Genomic DNA, 15,982 nt, shown 5'->3' with positions numbered 1-15,982 from the left:
GTTCGCCGGAGAGGCCCTCATGTTTCATTTGCGCCGGGCCGTCAGGCCACCGCGCGTTCCAGCATCCGCTGCTGACCGCGCGCGTCCATCGCCGCGTCTTCCAGCGAGAACTGCCCCATCATCCGATCCAGTTCGCGCGCGTCCTGGGCCAGGGAGTGGCTGGCGGCGGTGGCTTCCTCGACCATAGCCGCGTTCTGCTGCGTGACCTGATCCATCTGGGCCACGGCGGTGTTGACCTGTTGCAGGCCGCTGGACTGTTCCTGCGACGAGGCGACGATCTCGCCGGTGATGGCGGTGACGCGCTCGATCTGACCGCCGATCCGCTTCAGGGCCTCGCCGGTGTCGCCGACCAATTGCACGCCCTCCCCGACCTGACGACTGGAGGCCGAGATCAGGGTCTTGATCTCCTTGGCGGCCTCGGCCGAACGCTGGGCCAGGGCTCGCACTTCCGAGGCCACGACCGCGAAACCGCGACCGGCGTCGCCCGCGCGGGCGGCCTCGACCCCGGCGTTCAGGGCCAGAAGATTGGTCTGGAAGGCGATCTCGTCGATGACGCCGATGATATTGCCGATCTCGTTGGACGAGCGTTCGATCTCGCCCATGGCGGTGACGGCGCGACCGACGACGGCCTGGCCCTCGACGGCCTCGCTGCGAGCAGCCTGGACCACGCCGCCCGCCTCGACGGCGTTCTCGGCCGAGCGCGTCACGGTGGCGGTGATCTGTTCCAGAGCGGCGGCGGTTTCTTCCAGGGCGGCGGCCTGCTGTTCGGTGCGGCGCGACAGGTCGTTGGAGGCCTGTGAAATCTCGTGAGCGCTGGCGCCGATGGCGCTGGAGCGGTCGACGATGACGCTCATGGTGCTTTGCAGCCTGGCCATGGCCCCGTTGAAATCGGCGCGCAGCTTTTCATACTCGGGCGCGAAGGCGGTGTTCAGGCGATAGGCCAGCTGACCGTTCGACAGACGGTCGAGGCCTGAAGCGATGCCTTCCACGACCTGGGCCTGCTGACGGGCCGCCTCGGCGTCGCGTTCGGCCTGGGCGATGCGGGCCTGTTCGGCGGCCGCGCGCTGCACCTCGGCCTCGGCTTCCAGCCGCACCTTCTCCTCGGCGTTCTGCTTGAAGGTCAGGACGGCGGCGGCCATGTGGCCGATCTCGTCGCGGCGGCCCACGGCGGGGATGGCGACGTTCAGATCGCCGGCCGCCAGCCGCCCCATGGCGCGCGTCATGGCCTCGACCGGACGGCTCAGCGCCCCGATCAGCCAGGCGATGGCGCCCAGGGCGATAAGCAGGGCCACGACCCCGCCGATGGCGAAGCTCCAGTAGGCCCCCTTGTAGGCGAAGGCCTTGGCCTCGGCGTTGGCGGCGGCGACCACCGCCTCCTTTTCCTGAATGGAGGTGATGGCGGCGCGGATATCCGACAGACGCGCGCCGGCCTCCAGACCGGCGACGGCCTGCGGCTGGGTCGCGGGATCGCGCGCCAGGGCGATCAGACCGTCCGCGCTCTGATGAAAGGCGTCGACAGCAGCCTTCAGCGCCGTCTGTTCCTGCCCATAGGCCGCGTTGACATCGGCGGCGGCCAGATCAGCCAGGCGCGCAACCAGAACCCTGCCCGGCTCCTCATATTTGGGGATGAAATCCGCATCCCGCGTCGCCACAAAGGCGCGCATAGCGTTCTGCTGTTCGACCGCGGCGGCCAGGACCAGGTCCGAGGCCTTGAACATCTCGGCCGAGGCGGCGTTGGCGGCGTCAGCCTTCTGCAGCACCGTCACGGCCCACAGGACCACCATGGTCGCCACCCCGCAGGCCGCGATCACGGCGACGAAGGACAGCATCAGCTTCTTGGGAACGGACAGGTTCTGCAGCATTTCTACGCTCGGGGGGGAGGACTGAGCCTGCTCCCTAGACTCATGCTGTTCGACAAAGCCTTATCGTCCGACAGCGGAAATCTACGTAGTCGCCGCTAAAGCGCCTTCAGCACCACGGACAGGGCGGTCAGCAGCAGATAGACCGCAAAGGCCCGACGCAGCATCCTGCGATCCAGCCGGTGCGCCAGCCGCGCGCCATAGGGGGCGGTCAGGGCCGTCAACACCCCCATGATCACCGCTGCCGGGACGTTGACGTAACCCAGCGACAGCGGCGGACGCCCGGGCGCGTCCCAGCCAAAGACCGCAAAGCCCAGGGCCGCCGTCGCCCCGATGGCCAAACCGAAACCGCTGGCCGTGGCCACCGCCTGGTGGATGGGCCGCCCGCACAGGGTCATCATCATGCCGCCGAAACTGCCGCCGCCGACGCCCATCATGGCCGACAACAGGCCGATGCCTGTCCCCACGCCGCGCCGCCCCCAGCCCGTCGGCAGGTCCTTGCGCAAGGTCACATGCTCGGGCAGCAGCCCCATCTGCATGGCGATCAGCAGCAGGCAGACGCCATAGACCACCGCCAGCCCCTCCATGGAGGTGAAGCCCGCGATCGCCGCCCCGACCAGTCCCCCGAACGCCACCCAGGGCGTCCAGGTCTTCAGCACCACCTCGTCCACCGCCCCATGCGCCCGGTGCGTCGCCAGCGACCGCAGCGAGGTGGCGACAATGGTCAGCAGAGAGGTGCCGATCGCGACGTGCAGGTTGCTCTCGCCGCCGACGCCCAGCACCGAAAAGGCGTAAAACAGCGCCGGCACCAGCACCGTCCCGCCGCCGACCCCGAACAGGCCGCCGATCACCCCCGCCACGGCGCCCGCCGCGATAAGGGCGGCGAACATCATCAGAAGTTCGGACAGGGGCAGGGTCATGATCACTGGCTTAGCCGTCTGCTGTCGCTCCGTCAGCCCCGATCCCTTTCCTCCCCATGCAATGGGGAGGGGGACCGCGTAGCGGTGGAGGGGCTAGGGCGGCGGAACCAAGCAGCCCCTCCGTCTCGTCGGCTTCGCCGCCGATCCACCTCCCCATTGCATGGGGAGGAGAAAGATACTCAGGCTGCCTCGCCCAGACGGGCCTGGCGCGCCTCGGCTTCGCGCACGGCCTCGACCGCGCGGTCCACCACATCGAGGCCGGCCCCGGCCTTCACGCCCTCGACGGTCAGGATGCGACGGAAGGCCCGCGCCCCGGCCCGGCCATGCATCAGACCCAGCATGTGCCGCGCCATGCTCGCCAGATGCGCCCCCTCGGCCAGCCGCCCGGCCATATAGGGACGATAGCGTTCGATGGCGGCGAACGGATCGACGTCCTCGACATCCATGCCGAAGATGCGGCGATCCACCTGCCCCAGCAGGGCCGGCTCGTGATAGGCGGCGCGACCGAGCATGACGCCGTCCAGCTGCACGCCGTCGGCGTCGTCCAGATGCGCCTCGGCCTGATCCAGATCGCCGATGCCGCCGTTGATGCAGATGGTCAGGTCCGGCCGCTCGCGCTTGAGACGACGCACCAGCTCATAGTCCAGCGGCGGCACGTCGCGGTTTTCCTTGGGCGACAGGCCCTTCAGCCAGGCCTTGCGCGCATGGACGATGAAGCTGGTGACGCCCGCCGTCGCCGAGGCGTCGACCGTGGCGAACAGGCTGACCAAGGGGTCCTGATCATCGACGCCGATGCGGCATTTGACGGTGGCCGGGACGCTGACCGCCTCCCTGATCGCCGCCATGCAGTCGGCCACCAGTTCCGGCTCGCGCATCAGACAGGCGCCGAACTTGCCCGACTGCACCCGGTCCGACGGGCAACCGACGTTCAGGTTGATCTCGTCGTAGCCATAGGCCTCGCCGATCCGCGCCGCCTCGGCCAGCTGCGCCGGGTCCGAACCGCCCAGCTGCAGCGCCACCGGATGCTCGACCGCGTCAAAGCCCAGCAGCCGCTCACGGTCGCCGTGGATCACCGCCGGCGCCGTGACCATCTCGGTATAGAGCAGCGCCCGGCTGCTCAGGGCGCGGTGAAACGCCCGGCAGTTGCGGTCGGTCCAGTCCATCATGGGGGCGACGGACAGTCTGTGCGGCGGGTGTGGCGTCATCACTCGGGAAGTCAGGCGGCGCGGATTGGCGGCGGGAAGGCCGGCTATATAGGCCAAACCTTCCCGCAGCGCGAATGCGGCCCCTTCAAGGTCAGAACCAGGCCTTGACCCCGACCACGAAACGCGTGGCGTCCACGTCGTCGCCGCGCGCCCTGGCGTAGTCGGCCGTGTCGCCGAACGACCGGCTCCATTCGACGCCGACATAGGGGGCGAACTCCTTGCGGATCTCATAGCGCAGACGCAGCCCCGCCGTGACCGAGGTCAGGCCCGAACCGATCTCCAGCTCGGGAATGTCGCTGGCCGAAAAGGCCACTTCGACGGCGGGTTGCAGGATCCATTTCTGGGTGATGCGCTGATCGTATTCCGCCTCGGCGCGGGCGGTGAGGTCGCCCTCGGTCGACACGAAGGCGGCGGCGCTCATCTCGAACCAGTAGGGCGCCACGCCCTGAACCCCGACGGTCAGATGGGTCGTGTCGTCGCCGTCGGGACGGAAGTCTTGCCGGACGCCCGCCTGCACGTCCCAGAAGGGAGCGACAGCGCGGCTGTAGAGGGCCTGGACCTCGGCGTCGTGCAGCCTGCCGTCAAAATCGCCCTCGCCCTCGGTCTTCCACCAGAAGCGGTTGATGTCGCCGCCCGTATAGCCCTGGGCGTTCCAGCTGTAGCCCTTCTCCCCGTCGCCGAAGCTCGCCTCGATGGAGTCGATCAGGACGGCGGTGATGCGCACATCGCCGTTCTCGGCCAGCAGTTGCTTGCGTGCGGCCGCCATGGCGGCGGGATCAAACAGCAGGTCCGCCGCATGGGCGGGCGCGGCGCGGGCGGCGGCGGGCGGCGGCGTCTCGACCATCCGTCCGCCGACGGCGTCCACGCTGGTCGGGATATCGGGCGCGCCGCCGGTCATGGCCGACATGTCATGCCCCGCATGGGGATCGGCGGCGGGCGTTTGGCCCATGTTGTGACCCGCATGAGGATCGGCCGGCGCCGTCTGCATCCCGTTCATGTCGTGACCGGCATGAGGATCAGCCGCAGCGGCAGGAGCCGCGCCCATGTCGTGACCCGCATGAGGGTCAGCGGCAGGCGTTTGAGCCGGAGCCATCTGCATCCCGCTCATGTCATGACCAGCGTGCGGGTCTGCCGCAGCCGCCGGAGCCGCGCCCATGTTGTGCCCGGCATGAGGGTCAGTAGCAGGCGCCTGGACCGGAGCCGTCTGCATCCCGCTCATGTCATGGCCGGCATGCGGGTCGGCGGCAGGCGCCGGGGCTGCGGCCGGAGGCGCGACTCGGCGCGGCTGAGGCGCAGCAGCGCGCGGCCTGGGCTTGGGCGTCGGCCGGGCTTGCGGCGGACGGGTGGGCGCGGCGTGGGCGCCGTGACCTGAATGGCTCCCGTGGCTCTGGGCGACGGCGGAACCGGCGGCCAGCATCAGGGGCAGAACCGCGACGGCGGCGAACAGGGCGCGGCTCATCGGGCGGCTCCTTCCAGCGGACGAACCGTGACGACGTTGAACATCCCCGCGTGCATGTGCATCAGCAGGTGACAGTGGAAGGCCCAGTCGCCCGGCGCGTCGGCGGTCAGGTCGAAGGTCACCTTGGACCCCGGCGCCACATTGACCGTGTGCTTCAGCGGCTGATGCCCGTCGTGACCGTTGACCAGCTCGAAGAAGTGGCCATGCAGGTGGATCGGGTGGGCCATCATGGTGTCGTTGACCAGGGTCACGCGCACCCGCTCGTTCAGCTCGAACCGGATCGGCTCGACCAGCTCCGAGAACTTGCGCCCGTCGAAGCCCCACATGAAGCGTTCCATATTGCCGGTCAGATGGATCTCCATCGAACGCGACGGCGGACGCGTGTCCCTGTTCGGCGTGAGCGAGCGCAGGTCGGTGTAGACCAGCACCCGGTGATCCACGTCCTGAAGGCCCTGCGGGCGCTCGCCCAGACGGTTGGCGGGCGCGGGCGCGATGGCGTCCACGCCGACGCCGACCGCCATGTCGGCGGGGGCGTTGTTCGGGTCGCGCATGCTCATCCCGCTGTGGTCCATCGGCGCGGCGGAAGCGGCTCCGGCGGCGCCGTGGGCTGAATGGTCCATGCCCGCCATGGAGCCGTGATCCATCCCGCCCATGCCCATGTCGGCCATGGTCAGATTGGGAACCTTGCGCAGCGGCGGGACCTCGGCCGTCATGCCCAGGCGCGGCGCCAGGGTGGCGCGGCCCATGCCGGAACGGTCGATGGCTTCCGACACGATGGTGTAGGCGCGGTCCTCAAGCGGGCGGACGATGACGTCATAGGTCTCGGCGACCGAGATCTGGAACTCGTCCACCTCGACCGGGCGGACGTGCTCGCCGTCGGCCTGAACCACGGTCATGGCCAGACCCGGAATACGGACGTTGAAGATCGACATGGCCGAGGCGTTGATGACGCGCAGACGCACCCGCTCGCCGGGCCGGAACAGGCCGGTCCAGTTCTCCTGCGGGCCGTGGCCGTTGATCAGATAGGTATAGGTCGTGCCGTTGACGTCCAGGATGTCGCGCGGGTCCATACGCATCCCGCCCCACATCCGCCGCTCGGCCAGGCTCATGCCGTCCGACCCGTCCAGCAGGCCCGCCAGGGTGGTCTTCTGCTGATTGAAATAGCCGGGGCTCTTCTTCAACCTGGCCAGGATCTCGTGCGGATGCAGGAAGCTCCAGTCCGACAGGACCAGGACGTGCTCGCGGTCATAGCCGACCGGATCGGCGCCCGCCGGGTCGATGACGATGGGGCCGTAGTGGCCCATGGCCTCCTGCATCCCCGAATGGCTGTGATACCAGTAGGTGCCCGACTGCCTGATCGGGAACTCATAGACGAAGGTCTCGCGCGGCTTGATGCCGGGGAAGCTGATGCCCGGCACCCCGTCCATCTGGAAGGGCAACAGCAGGCCGTGCCAGTGGATAGAGGTGTCCTCGTCCAGGGTGTTGGTCACCGACAGGCGTACGTTCTGGCCCTCCCGCATCCGCAGCAGGGGCGCGGGCAACAGGCCGTTGACGGTGAAGGCGTGACCGGTGCGACCGCCGACTGTGAAGTCGGAATGGCCCACCGTCAGGTCGATGTTCGGCCCCGTCAGGGTCGGCAGGTCGGCGCGCAGGCCCGCAGACCCCGTCTGCGCCCAGGCGGGCAGCAGCCCCGAAAGACCAAGCAGTCCACCGCCCGCAGCCGCGCCGCGCAACAGAGACCTGCGATCAAGAGCCATGCTCGACATGGAGGGCGTCATCCTTCTTGCACCATCCCGCACCAGACGAACGCGACGCGGGTTTCACTGGCTATTACGCGGCCCGACCCGCCGCCCCTTGCGACAGGACGCCACAGAGCGTCCAGAACGATCACGCCCGCCGCGAGGGATGACCGCCGTCGGTGCGTAGGATCATGCAGGGACGCGCTCCAGAACACGAAATGGCGCGCGAGAGGGGCTCATCGCCATGAAACTGCTTCGACTATCCACCCAGATCCACAAGTGGGTCGCGCTCGTGATCGGCATCCAGGTGCTTTTCTGGGTCGGCGGCGGCCTGGTGATGACCGCCATCCCCATCGAGACCGTCCGCAGCGAGCATCGCTTCCAGAAGCCGGACTATCCCGCCTTCGCCATCGACGCCCTGATCCCGATGCAGACGGCGGCGGCCCGTCTGTCGGCGCCCGTCGACAAGGCCGAACTGCGCCACACCCCGCGCGGCCCGGCCTGGGTCTTCACGCCCAAGAGCGGCGAGCCGGTCATTCTGTCAGCTCTGGACGGCGAGCCCTTCGCCGCCTTGCCGCGCGCCGAAGCCCTGCGCCTGGCCCAGGCCGCCTATCGCGGCGAGGCCCAGGCCGAAAAGGCCACCCTGTTCGACAAGGCCCCGCGCGAGACGGGCCGCGAGGGCCCGCTGTGGCGCGTCGACTTCAATGATTTTGAACACACCAGCTTCTATCTGTCGCCCGAGACGGGCGAGGTCGTCACGCGCCGCTCGGGCGTCTGGCGCTTCTATGACTTCTTCTGGCGGCTGCACATTCTCGACTTCAAGAACGGCGAGAACTTCAACCATCCGACCCTGATCGTCATCACCATCCTGACGCTCAGCATGGTGATCAGCGGCTTCATCCTGCTGTGGATCAAGCTGGCGCGCGACTGGACAGTGCATCAGGCCGCCCGCCGCAAGCTGGCGCAGAAGGTCTAGGAGATCACAGGGATACCGGCGGCGCCAGCATCCCCATAGCCCCGACCAGAGCCAGGATCAGCAGACCCAGGGCCAGCTCCGCGCCCAGACTGAGCCTCAGCCCCGAAAGTCCGCCCTCGCCTCGCTCCAGAGCCGGGGTCGAACGGAACCGGTGCAGCGCCGCCAGCCCCAGCATGGCCGCAAAGGCCACCAGCTTGAGCGCCAGAAGACGGCCATAGGGCGTCTCGCCCAGGGTCAGGGCGCGCGCGAAACTGACCAGAAAGGCGCTGTTGATCAGGCCGGTCACCAGAAGGACAGCGACGCAGAGCGTCCCCACCCTGGCGAAACCGCTCAGCGCCGACGCCAGGGCTGTCTGCGACGCCGCGTCCCCCTCGATCCGCCGCGTCGCTAGGACCAGGAAAGCGAAGACCGCGCCGAGCCAGATCAGGGCCGCCACGGCGTGCAGGATGTCGGCGGTCAGATGAAGCCAGCGCCCCGCTCCCTCGGTCGCCGCCCCATGTCCGGTCCAGGCGAAGTTGGCGGCGACGATCAGGCCCAGCCCCAGAGCCACACACCACAGCCCCCGCCCCGGAGGCAGGACCAGAACCGTCAAGACCAGCAGCAGGGCCGCCCCCGCCCGCACGGCATAGGCCGCGCCCAGCGCGGTGGCGCCGACGACGAAGCCGAGGGCCTCGGGGTTCAACGCCTGATCCGGCGTCCCAGCCATCAGCCCGGTCTGCAAGGTCAGCGCCGCCAGCGCCAGCAGCGTCAGAGCCGCCGCGCCAGCCCCCAGGACCGGACGCGTCCAGCGCGGCGGCTGCCCGCCGAAGACCCCACCGGCGTAAAGCATGAAGGCCGGCAGGCCCAACACCACGGACGCCGCCGCATACTGAGCCGCGCGCAGCCCCATCAGCCAGGCCTCCATGCTCAGCGCACGGTGAAGGGCACGGAGCCGGTCATGCGGTGGCCGTCGCTGGAGGCCAGCCGCCAGTTGATGACATAACCTCCCGCCGCCAGAGGCCGGGCCACGGAGGCGCTCAAGGTCTTACCGTCCTCGCTGACGGTCGTGCGTACCGGCGTCTTCACGCCCGCCGCACTGACCACCTCAAAGGTCGAGAAGGCCGGAGCCATCTTCTCGCTGAAGGTCAGGCTGATGGCGCGCGGCGAGGCGACCGTCGATCCCGCCGCCGGGGTCGAACTGACCAGACGGGCATGGGCAGCGGCGGCGGACGGCGACATCAGGGCCGCAGCGACCGCGGCGACGGGCAGAAGACGAAACAGGGACATTGGGCGCTCCTTTGGAAAATCAGCTCTCCTGACCCTTACGCGTCGGCCCCTTCACGCCCTCGCCGAGGGGTGTTGACCTTACCATGACGGGAAGGTTTAGAAGGTCGAGGCTGTAAATGACGAAAGGCACCCGCCCATGTCCGACGCCTCCCTGAAAGCCCTTGATCTGCCTGTCCTCGGCATGACCTGCGCCAGCTGCGTCGGCCGGGTCGAGAAGGCGGTGCGCGCCGTGCCCGGCGTGACCGAGGCCAGCGTCAACCTGGCCGCCGAACGCGCCCACGTGGTGCTGGACGCAGGCGGTTCACCCGCCGCCGTCGCCGACGCCATCCGCGCCGCCGGCTATGAACCGCTGGAAGAAGAAGTCGTCTATCGTGTGCGGGAAATGACCTGCGCCAGCTGCGTCGGTCGCGTCGAGAAAGCCCTGGCCGCCGTGCCCGGCGTCCTCAGCGCCAGCGTCAATCTGGCCACCGAACGGGCCACGGTGCGCTTCCTGTCAGGAACCGTCGCCTTCCGCGATCTGGCCGCCGCCGTGCAGCAGGCCGGCTATGTGCTGGAGCAACCTGAACAGGGCGACGCAGAGGCCGGTGATCGCGAACAGGCCGCCCGCGCCGCCGAGATCCGCAACCTGGGCCGCGCCGTCCTGATCGCCGGGGTCGCCACCCTGCCCCTCTTCGTGCTGGAGATGGGCTCGCACTTCATTCCCGGCATGCACCACTGGCTGGCCGAGACCATCGGCGTGCAGAACTGGCGGTTAATCAGCTTCGTCCTGGCCACCTTCGTCCTGTTCGGACCGGGCCTGATCTTCTTCCGCAAGGGGGCGCCCGCCCTGTTGCGCCGCGCCCCGGACATGAACTCCCTGGTGGTGCTGGGTGCCAGCGCGGCCTGGGCCTTCTCAAGCGTGGCGACCTTCGCCCCCGCCCTGCTGCCCGAGGGCACGGCCAACGTCTATTTCGAGGCGGCGGCCGTCATCGTCACCCTGATCCTGGTCGGGCGCTGGATCGAGGCCCGCGCCAAGGGCCAGACCAGTCAGGCCATCCGCCGCCTGATGTCGATGCAGGCCAAGACCGCCCGCGTGGTGCGCGACGGGCTTGAGCAGGACGTGGCCATCGACAGCGTCCAGCCCGGCGACATCGTCGTGGTCCGCCCCGGCGAGCGCGTCCCCGTCGACGGCGTGGTGATCGAGGGGTCGTCCTGGCTCGACGAATCCATGCTGACCGGCGAGCCCATCCCGGTCGAGAAGAGCGCGGGCGCCAAGGTCGTCGGCGGCACCCTGAACACCACGGGCGCCTTCCGCTTCGAGGCGCAGCAGGTCGGCGCCGAGACCGTGCTGGCCCAGATCGTCCGCATGGTCGAAACCGCCCAGGGCGCCAAGCTGCCCATTCAGGCCCTGGTCGACCGCGTCACCGGCTGGTTCGTGCCGGTCGTCATGGCCGTGGCCGTCCTGACCTTCGCCATCTGGTATCTGCTGGGCCCCGATCCGGCGCTGGGCATGGCCCTGGTCGCCGCCGTGGCGGTGCTGATCATCGCCTGCCCCTGCGCCATGGGCCTGGCCACCCCGACCTCGATCATGGTCGGCGTGGGCCGGGCCGCCGAACTGGGCGTCCTGTTCCGCAAGGGCGAGGCGCTGCAAGCCCTGCAAGGCGTCGACCTGATCGCCTTCGACAAGACCGGCACCCTGACGGCCGGCCGTCCCGAGCTGACCGACCTGAGCCTGGCCGAGGGCTTCGCCGAGGACGAGGTTCTGGCCCTGGTCGCCGCCGTCGAGGGCCAGTCCGAACACCCCGTCGCCCGCGCCCTGGTCGAGGCCGCCGGCGCGCGCGGCCTGAGCGTCGTCCGCCCGGAAGACTTCGCCTCCGTGCCCGGCAAGGGCGTGGCGGGTCTGGTCGCGGGTCGCCGCATCGAGGTCGGCGCCGACCGCTACATGGCTGATCTGGGCCACGACGTCGGCGCCTTCGCCGAGGCCGCCGCCCGTCTGGGCGACGAGGGCAAGACGCCCCTCTACGCCGCCATCGACGGTCAGCTGGCGGCCGTCATCGCCGTGGCCGACCCGATCAAGCCGACCACCCCCGCCGCCATCGCCGCCCTGCACGAGATGGGGCTGAAGACAGCCATGATCAGCGGCGACAACCGCCGCACCGCCGAAGCCGTCGCGCGTCGTCTAGGCATCGACGAGGTCCACGCCGAGGTCATGCCCGACGGCAAGGTCGCCGCCATCACCGCCCTGAAGGCCGGCGGACGCCGCATCGCCTTCGTCGGCGACGGGGTTAACGACGCCCCGGCCCTGGCCTCGGCCGATGTCGGCCTGGCGGTCGGCGGCGGCGCCGACGTGGCCATCGAAAGCGCCGACGTGGTCCTGACCGGCGGCGACCTGCGCGGCGCCGTCAGCGCGGTCGGCCTGTCGCGGGCGACCATGAGCAACATCCGCCAGAACCTGGCCTGGGCCTTTGGTTACAACGTCCTGCTGATCCCGGTCGCGGCGGGCGTCCTCTATCCGGCCTTCGGCTATCTGCTGTCGCCCATGCTGGCGGCGGGCGCCATGGCCCTGTCCAGCGTCAGCGTGGTGCTGAACGCCCTGCGCCTGCGCGCCTTCAAACCCCAGATCCACGGAGCCGCTCAATGAACATCGGCAAGGCGTCCCAGGCCACCGGCGTCTCGGCCAAGATGATCCGCTACTACGAGTCCGTCGGCCTGATCCGGCCCTCGGAGCGGACCGAGAGCAATTATCGCGACTTCGGCGAACGCGACCTGAACGATCTGCGCTTCATCCGCCGCGCTCGCAGTCTGGGCTTCTCGGTCGAGGAGATCAGCCGCCTGCTGTCCCTGTGGCGCGACCACAACCGGCCCAGCCGCGAGGTCAAGGCCATGGCCGAAAAGCACGTCGCCGACCTCGACGCCCGCATCAAGGAGATGCAGGCCATGGCCGACGCCCTGCGCACCCTGTCGCATTGCTGCGCCGGGGACGACCGCCCCGACTGCCCCATCCTGTCCGACCTGGCGGGATCGCCCGCCGCTGTTTCCCAAGGAGTTCCCCAATGATCGCCCTGACCATCCCCAGGATCCGCTGCGGCGGCTGCGTGGCCAGCGTCGAGAAAGCCATCCACGGCGTCGACGCCTCGGCTGCAATCAAGGCCGACATCGAGGCCCGTCGCGTCGAGGTCGCCACCAGCGCCGACCGTCAGTCCCTGATGACCGCTCTGAACGACGCCGGCTATCCGGCCGAGGCGGCCTGATCATGAACCGGATGAAGATCGCCACCCTCGCCTTCGGCGCCGTCCTCCTGGGCGGCGCGGGCTTCCTGCTGAACGGCCTGCCCACCGTGGCCCAGGCCTCAGACATGACCGTCTACAAGAGCGATTCCTGCGGCTGCTGCGGCGGCTGGGTCGAGCATATGCGCAAGGCCGGCTACGCCATCCGCGTCGTCTCGACCGACGACCTGGCCCCGGTCAAGGTCCGCCTCGGCGTGCCGGAATCCCTCTGGAGCTGCCACACCGCCGTCGTCGATGGCAAGGTGATCGAGGGCCACGTCCCCGCCGCCGCCGTCGACGCCTTCCTGAAATCCCCGGGCGCCGCGCGCGGGATCGGCGTGGGCGGCATGCCGACCGGCTCGCCCGGCATGGAGGCCCCGGGCTACGCCCCCGAACGCTATGACGTCATGCGCTTCGGCGGCGGCGCCCCCGCCCGCTTCATGACCTTCGAGGGCGCGACCCCGGTTCGCCGCTAAAGACAAAGGCCCCGCCGGTTCGCCAGCGGGGCCTTTTCGTCTTCAGTCCCTGACCAGCCCGCCGTCAACGACCAGGTTCTGGCCTGTCACCGCCCGGCTCCACGGCGAGGCGAAGAACAGCACCGCGTCGGCGAACTCCTGCGGCGTCGTCACCGAGCGCAGCGGCGTCATTCCGGCGATCAGGTCGAACACCGCGTCCGGCGTCGCCGCGCTGGCGTCCGTGGTCCGCAGCAGCCCGCCCGAGACCATGTTGACCGTAATGCCCGACGGGCCCAGATCACCCGCCGCCGTCCGCGTCAGGCTGAGCAGGGCCGCCTTGGCGGCGGTGTAGTCGTGATAGGGCACCACCGGATTCTGGAACAGGTTGGTGCCGATGTTCACCACCCGGCCGAAGCCCTGCGCGCTCATGCCCGGCGTCGTCGCCTGGATGACGTTCAGGGCGCCGCGGATCACAATCGAGAATTGGCGGTCCATGTCCTCCCACGGAATGTCGGCCATCTGGGCGCGCGCGTCGCCGTTGAAGCTGTAGTCGAGCGCGTTGTTGACCACGGTGCTGATCGGCGCGCCGAAATGGGCCTGCGCCTTCGTCACCATGGCCTCCACCGCTGCGCGGTCCGTCACGTCGGCCTTGATGGCGACGGCGCGCTCGCCCAACTCAGCGGCCAGAGCCTCGGCTTGTTCGCCGCTGGCGCGCCAGTTGATGACCACCCGCGCGCCCTGACCGGCGAAGGCCCGCGCCGCCGCCGCGCCCACGCCGCGCGCGCCGCCGGTGATGAGAACAATCTGATCGCGGATTTCCATGAGAACGACTCGCAGCAGGGGAAACGACCTCAGCCATAGGCCGGGCGACCGCCGAAGGCCAGCCGCGCCTGACCGAACACGGGTTGCATTTAGCTAAATTCCTAATTAGGATTCTCCCTCATGAACAGCCTGTTCAAGGCCCTGTCCCATCCGGTGCGACGACGCATCATCGCCATGCTGAGGGCGGGACCGCTGGCGTCCGGCGACATCGCCGCCGTCTTCGACATGAGCTGGCCGACGATCACCGGCCACCTCAATGCGCTGAAGGAGGCTGGTCTGGTCAGCCCCGAACGCGACGGCCAGTCGATCCGCTACCGGCTGGAGATATCGGCGGTTGAAGAAGCTCTGGCCTTCCTCATGGACCTGAGCGGAACAGGCAGGACGAATGAGGAGGAGACGCCGACATGACCATTCCCCGCTTTACCTTGCTGGACGCCCTGACCGGTCTGACCGTCGTCGGCCTGATCGCAGTCGCCATCGGCGTCCAGATCGCCGGCCCGACAGGCGCCATCCCCATGCATTTCGACATTCACGGCCAACCCGACCGTTGGGGCGACCGCAGCGAACTGTCGGGCCTGATCGGCTTCATGGCCTTCATGGCGGCGATCACCGCCGGACCGATGAGCTGGTACGCCAAGCGTACCCCGGACGCCGCGCGACGTCGCGGTCTCGAGATCGGGCAACTGGTCTCCCTCTTGGCCATCGTCGGGACCAGCGGCTTCATGGTGTGGATGATCCTGGGACGCGGCGCTTCGCAACCGGGCCTGTCCATGGCCATGACGGCCGCCCTGATGAGCCTGCTGTTCGCCGTCCTGGGCGCCTTCATGGGACGGATCGCGCCCAACCCCGTCATCGGCGTCCGCACCCCCTGGAACTACAAGAGCCGCCTGGCCTGGGACCGTTCCAACCGGCTGGCGGGCCGCCTCTTGTTCTGGCTGGGTCTGCTCGGCCTGATCACCGCCCCTGTCCTGCCCCAGCCGCTGGGCTTCAGCCTGCTGATCGCCGGGGTTCTGATCGCCGCCGCCTGGTCGGTCTTCGAGAGCTGGCGCGTCTGGCGCGCCGACCCTGACCGGCAACCCTTCTGATCTCACCCCCTTCAAGACGGAGACAAGCATGCTGACCCTCGCCGCCGCCCTGCTGTTCTCGCCGGTTTCGACGCCCGTCGAGCTGGCCTCCACGCCCGCCGCCCTGCACGGAACCCTGCTGACGCCGGACGGCCCGACGCGCGCCGCCGCCGTCATCATCGCCGGTTCCGGCCCCACCGACCGCGACGGCAACAGCCCCATCGGCGTCACCGGCGGCGTCTATCGCCAACTGGCCGAGGGCCTGGCCGAGCGCGGCATCGCCACCGTCCGGTTCGACAAGCGCGCCATCGCCGCCAGCGCCCCCGCCGCGACCAGCGAGGCTGACCTCACCTTCGACACCTATATCGACGACGCCAAGGCCTGGGCGTCTCTCACCGCACAGAAGACAGACGCGCCCTGCGTCTGGCTGATCGGTCATTCGGAAGGCGCCCTGATCGCCCAGGCGGCGGCGGTGGACAATCCGCACGTCTGCGGACTGGTCCTTCTGTCGCCGGTCGGCGTGCGCGCCAATGTCGAACTGCGTCGCCAGCTCGACCCCAAACTGCCGCCCGCCGTCAAACCCGAAGTCGATCAAATCATGACCGAGCTGGAAGCCGGTCGCACCATCGCAGAGATTCCGCCCTACCTGGCCGTGCTGTTTCGCCCGTCGATCCAGCCCTATCTGATCTCCTACTTCGTGGTGGACCCCCAGGCCCTGATCGCCGCCTATGATCGTCCGGTCCTGCTGGGCCATGGTTCGACCGACATCCAGGTGGTTCCGGCCAACAGCGAGACCCTTCTGGCGGCGCAACCCAAGGCCAAACGAATTGTCTTCGAGGGTCTGAACCACGTCCTGCGCCCGGCCCCTGCTGACCCAGCGGGCAACGCCGCCACCTATGGCGACGCCTCCATACCTCTGGGCGCAGAGGTCGCTCCTGCCGTGGCCGACTTCATCCTGGCGCAGCGCTGAGG

At 69.2% G+C, this 15,982-nt stretch carries 16 protein-coding genes; 8 read left to right on the top strand and 8 right to left on the bottom strand.

Annotated features, from left to right (window positions below):
• Positions 1 to 41: 41 nt before the first annotated feature.
• From ACZ5XO_RS04200 to ACZ5XO_RS04180, 5 genes are all read right to left on the bottom strand, one after another.
• Positions 42 to 1,862: a methyl-accepting chemotaxis protein gene (locus ACZ5XO_RS04200; protein ID WP_464164064.1), complete on the bottom strand. Its 1,821-nt coding sequence runs from the start codon at positions 1,860 to 1,862 to the stop codon at positions 42 to 44.
• Between the two features lie 95 nt (positions 1,863 to 1,957).
• A complete protein-coding gene (locus tag ACZ5XO_RS04195) occupies positions 1,958 to 2,779 on the bottom strand; it encodes a sulfite exporter TauE/SafE family protein (protein ID WP_464164063.1) in 822 nt (273 codons plus the stop codon).
• A gap of 179 nt (positions 2,780 to 2,958) precedes the next feature.
• The gene (gene dusA, locus ACZ5XO_RS04190) at positions 2,959 to 3,984 is read right to left on the bottom strand and encodes a tRNA dihydrouridine(20/20a) synthase DusA (protein ID WP_464164062.1); all 1,026 of its coding nucleotides are present in this window, start codon (positions 3,982 to 3,984) and stop codon (positions 2,959 to 2,961) included.
• Positions 3,985 to 4,075: 91 nt separating this feature from the next.
• Positions 4,076 to 5,443 (bottom strand): copper resistance protein B, encoded by a 1,368-nt coding sequence (locus tag ACZ5XO_RS04185; RefSeq protein WP_464164061.1) that lies wholly within the window; start codon positions 5,441 to 5,443, stop codon positions 4,076 to 4,078.
• The gene (locus ACZ5XO_RS04180; protein WP_464164060.1) at positions 5,440 to 7,209 is read right to left on the bottom strand and encodes a copper resistance system multicopper oxidase; all 1,770 of its coding nucleotides are present in this window, start codon (positions 7,207 to 7,209) and stop codon (positions 5,440 to 5,442) included. Before ACZ5XO_RS04180 ends, ACZ5XO_RS04185 begins: the two co-directional genes overlap by 4 nt.
• Positions 7,210 to 7,426: 217 nt before the next feature.
• Between ACZ5XO_RS04180 and ACZ5XO_RS04175 the strand changes: the two genes are divergently transcribed.
• Positions 7,427 to 8,158: a PepSY domain-containing protein gene (locus ACZ5XO_RS04175; protein WP_464164059.1), complete on the top strand. Its 732-nt coding sequence runs from the start codon at positions 7,427 to 7,429 to the stop codon at positions 8,156 to 8,158.
• A 4-nt stretch (positions 8,159 to 8,162) separates the two neighbouring features.
• Here ACZ5XO_RS04175 and copD read toward each other — a convergent pair whose 3' ends face one another.
• Both copD and copC read right to left on the bottom strand, forming a co-directional pair.
• Entirely contained in the window at positions 8,163 to 9,062 is a 900-nt protein-coding gene (copD, locus tag ACZ5XO_RS04170) for a copper homeostasis membrane protein CopD (protein WP_464164058.1), read from the bottom strand.
• A 2-nt stretch (positions 9,063 to 9,064) separates the two neighbouring features.
• Positions 9,065 to 9,424: a copper homeostasis periplasmic binding protein CopC gene (copC, locus tag ACZ5XO_RS04165; protein WP_464164057.1), complete on the bottom strand. Its 360-nt coding sequence runs from the start codon at positions 9,422 to 9,424 to the stop codon at positions 9,065 to 9,067.
• A gap of 136 nt (positions 9,425 to 9,560) precedes the next feature.
• Between copC and ACZ5XO_RS04160 the strand changes: the two genes are divergently transcribed.
• The 4 genes from ACZ5XO_RS04160 to ACZ5XO_RS04145 are packed head-to-tail and all read left to right on the top strand — an operon-like array spanning position 9,561 to position 13,145.
• Entirely contained in the window at positions 9,561 to 12,044 is a 2,484-nt protein-coding gene (locus ACZ5XO_RS04160) for a heavy metal translocating P-type ATPase (RefSeq protein WP_464164056.1), read from the top strand.
• Positions 12,041 to 12,460, top strand: a complete 420-nt coding sequence (cueR, locus tag ACZ5XO_RS04155) for a Cu(I)-responsive transcriptional regulator (protein ID WP_464164055.1) — start codon at positions 12,041 to 12,043, stop codon at positions 12,458 to 12,460. Before ACZ5XO_RS04160 ends, cueR begins: the two co-directional genes overlap by 4 nt.
• Positions 12,457 to 12,654, top strand: a complete 198-nt coding sequence (locus ACZ5XO_RS04150; RefSeq protein WP_464164054.1) for a heavy-metal-associated domain-containing protein — start codon at positions 12,457 to 12,459, stop codon at positions 12,652 to 12,654. The genes cueR and ACZ5XO_RS04150 overlap by 4 nt, the downstream gene beginning before the upstream one ends.
• A 2-nt stretch (positions 12,655 to 12,656) precedes the next feature.
• A complete protein-coding gene (locus ACZ5XO_RS04145; RefSeq protein ID WP_464164053.1) occupies positions 12,657 to 13,145 on the top strand; it encodes a DUF411 domain-containing protein in 489 nt (162 codons plus the stop codon).
• 42 nt (positions 13,146 to 13,187) lie between these two features.
• Here ACZ5XO_RS04145 and ACZ5XO_RS04140 read toward each other — a convergent pair whose 3' ends face one another.
• Positions 13,188 to 13,946, bottom strand: a complete 759-nt coding sequence (locus ACZ5XO_RS04140) for a 3-oxoacyl-ACP reductase (protein WP_464164052.1) — start codon at positions 13,944 to 13,946, stop codon at positions 13,188 to 13,190.
• 120 nt (positions 13,947 to 14,066) lie between these two features.
• Here ACZ5XO_RS04140 and ACZ5XO_RS04135 point away from each other — a divergent pair, with 120 nt between their 5' ends.
• Genes ACZ5XO_RS04135 through ACZ5XO_RS04125 form a run of 3 tightly spaced genes read left to right on the top strand, consistent with a single transcriptional unit; the run spans position 14,067 to position 15,980 of the window.
• Positions 14,067 to 14,354: a metalloregulator ArsR/SmtB family transcription factor gene (locus tag ACZ5XO_RS04135; protein ID WP_464164051.1), complete on the top strand. Its 288-nt coding sequence runs from the start codon at positions 14,067 to 14,069 to the stop codon at positions 14,352 to 14,354.
• Entirely contained in the window at positions 14,351 to 15,031 is a 681-nt protein-coding gene (locus tag ACZ5XO_RS04130) for an SdpI family protein (RefSeq protein ID WP_464164050.1), read from the top strand. Before ACZ5XO_RS04135 ends, ACZ5XO_RS04130 begins: the two co-directional genes overlap by 4 nt.
• Before the next feature lie 28 nt (positions 15,032 to 15,059).
• On the top strand, positions 15,060 to 15,980 hold the full coding sequence (locus ACZ5XO_RS04125; protein ID WP_464164049.1) for an alpha/beta hydrolase: 921 nt from the start codon (positions 15,060 to 15,062) through the stop codon (positions 15,978 to 15,980).
• Positions 15,981 to 15,982 lie beyond the last annotated feature (2 nt).

The sequence above is a fragment of the Brevundimonas sp. T2-11 genome, from assembly GCF_055397675.1.
Note: the sequence above shows the minus strand (reverse complement) of the source record. Positions and strands in the feature narration are given on the sequence as shown.

Bases quoted from the DNA above. Each gene is read 5' to 3' on its own strand.
- ACZ5XO_RS04200 (WP_464164064.1), bottom strand. From the start codon at position 1,862: ATGCTGCAGAACCTGTCCGTTCCCAAGAAGCTGATGCTGTCCTTCGTC.
- ACZ5XO_RS04195 (WP_464164063.1), bottom strand. From the start codon at position 2,779: ATGACCCTGCCCCTGTCCGAACTTCTGATGATGTTCGCCGCCCTTATC.
- dusA (WP_464164062.1), bottom strand. From the start codon at position 3,984: ATGACGCCACACCCGCCGCACAGACTGTCCGTCGCCCCCATGATGGAC.
- ACZ5XO_RS04185 (WP_464164061.1), bottom strand. From the start codon at position 5,443: ATGAGCCGCGCCCTGTTCGCCGCCGTCGCGGTTCTGCCCCTGATGCTG.
- ACZ5XO_RS04180 (WP_464164060.1), bottom strand. From the start codon at position 7,209: ATGTCGAGCATGGCTCTTGATCGCAGGTCTCTGTTGCGCGGCGCGGCT.
- ACZ5XO_RS04175 (WP_464164059.1), top strand. From the start codon at position 7,427: ATGAAACTGCTTCGACTATCCACCCAGATCCACAAGTGGGTCGCGCTC.
- copD (WP_464164058.1), bottom strand. From the start codon at position 9,062: ATGGAGGCCTGGCTGATGGGGCTGCGCGCGGCTCAGTATGCGGCGGCG.
- copC (WP_464164057.1), bottom strand. From the start codon at position 9,424: ATGTCCCTGTTTCGTCTTCTGCCCGTCGCCGCGGTCGCTGCGGCCCTG.
- ACZ5XO_RS04160 (WP_464164056.1), top strand. From the start codon at position 9,561: ATGTCCGACGCCTCCCTGAAAGCCCTTGATCTGCCTGTCCTCGGCATG.
- cueR (WP_464164055.1), top strand. From the start codon at position 12,041: ATGAACATCGGCAAGGCGTCCCAGGCCACCGGCGTCTCGGCCAAGATG.
- ACZ5XO_RS04150 (WP_464164054.1), top strand. From the start codon at position 12,457: ATGATCGCCCTGACCATCCCCAGGATCCGCTGCGGCGGCTGCGTGGCC.
- ACZ5XO_RS04145 (WP_464164053.1), top strand. From the start codon at position 12,657: ATGAACCGGATGAAGATCGCCACCCTCGCCTTCGGCGCCGTCCTCCTG.
- ACZ5XO_RS04140 (WP_464164052.1), bottom strand. From the start codon at position 13,946: ATGGAAATCCGCGATCAGATTGTTCTCATCACCGGCGGCGCGCGCGGC.
- ACZ5XO_RS04135 (WP_464164051.1), top strand. From the start codon at position 14,067: ATGAACAGCCTGTTCAAGGCCCTGTCCCATCCGGTGCGACGACGCATC.
- ACZ5XO_RS04130 (WP_464164050.1), top strand. From the start codon at position 14,351: ATGACCATTCCCCGCTTTACCTTGCTGGACGCCCTGACCGGTCTGACC.
- ACZ5XO_RS04125 (WP_464164049.1), top strand. From the start codon at position 15,060: ATGCTGACCCTCGCCGCCGCCCTGCTGTTCTCGCCGGTTTCGACGCCC.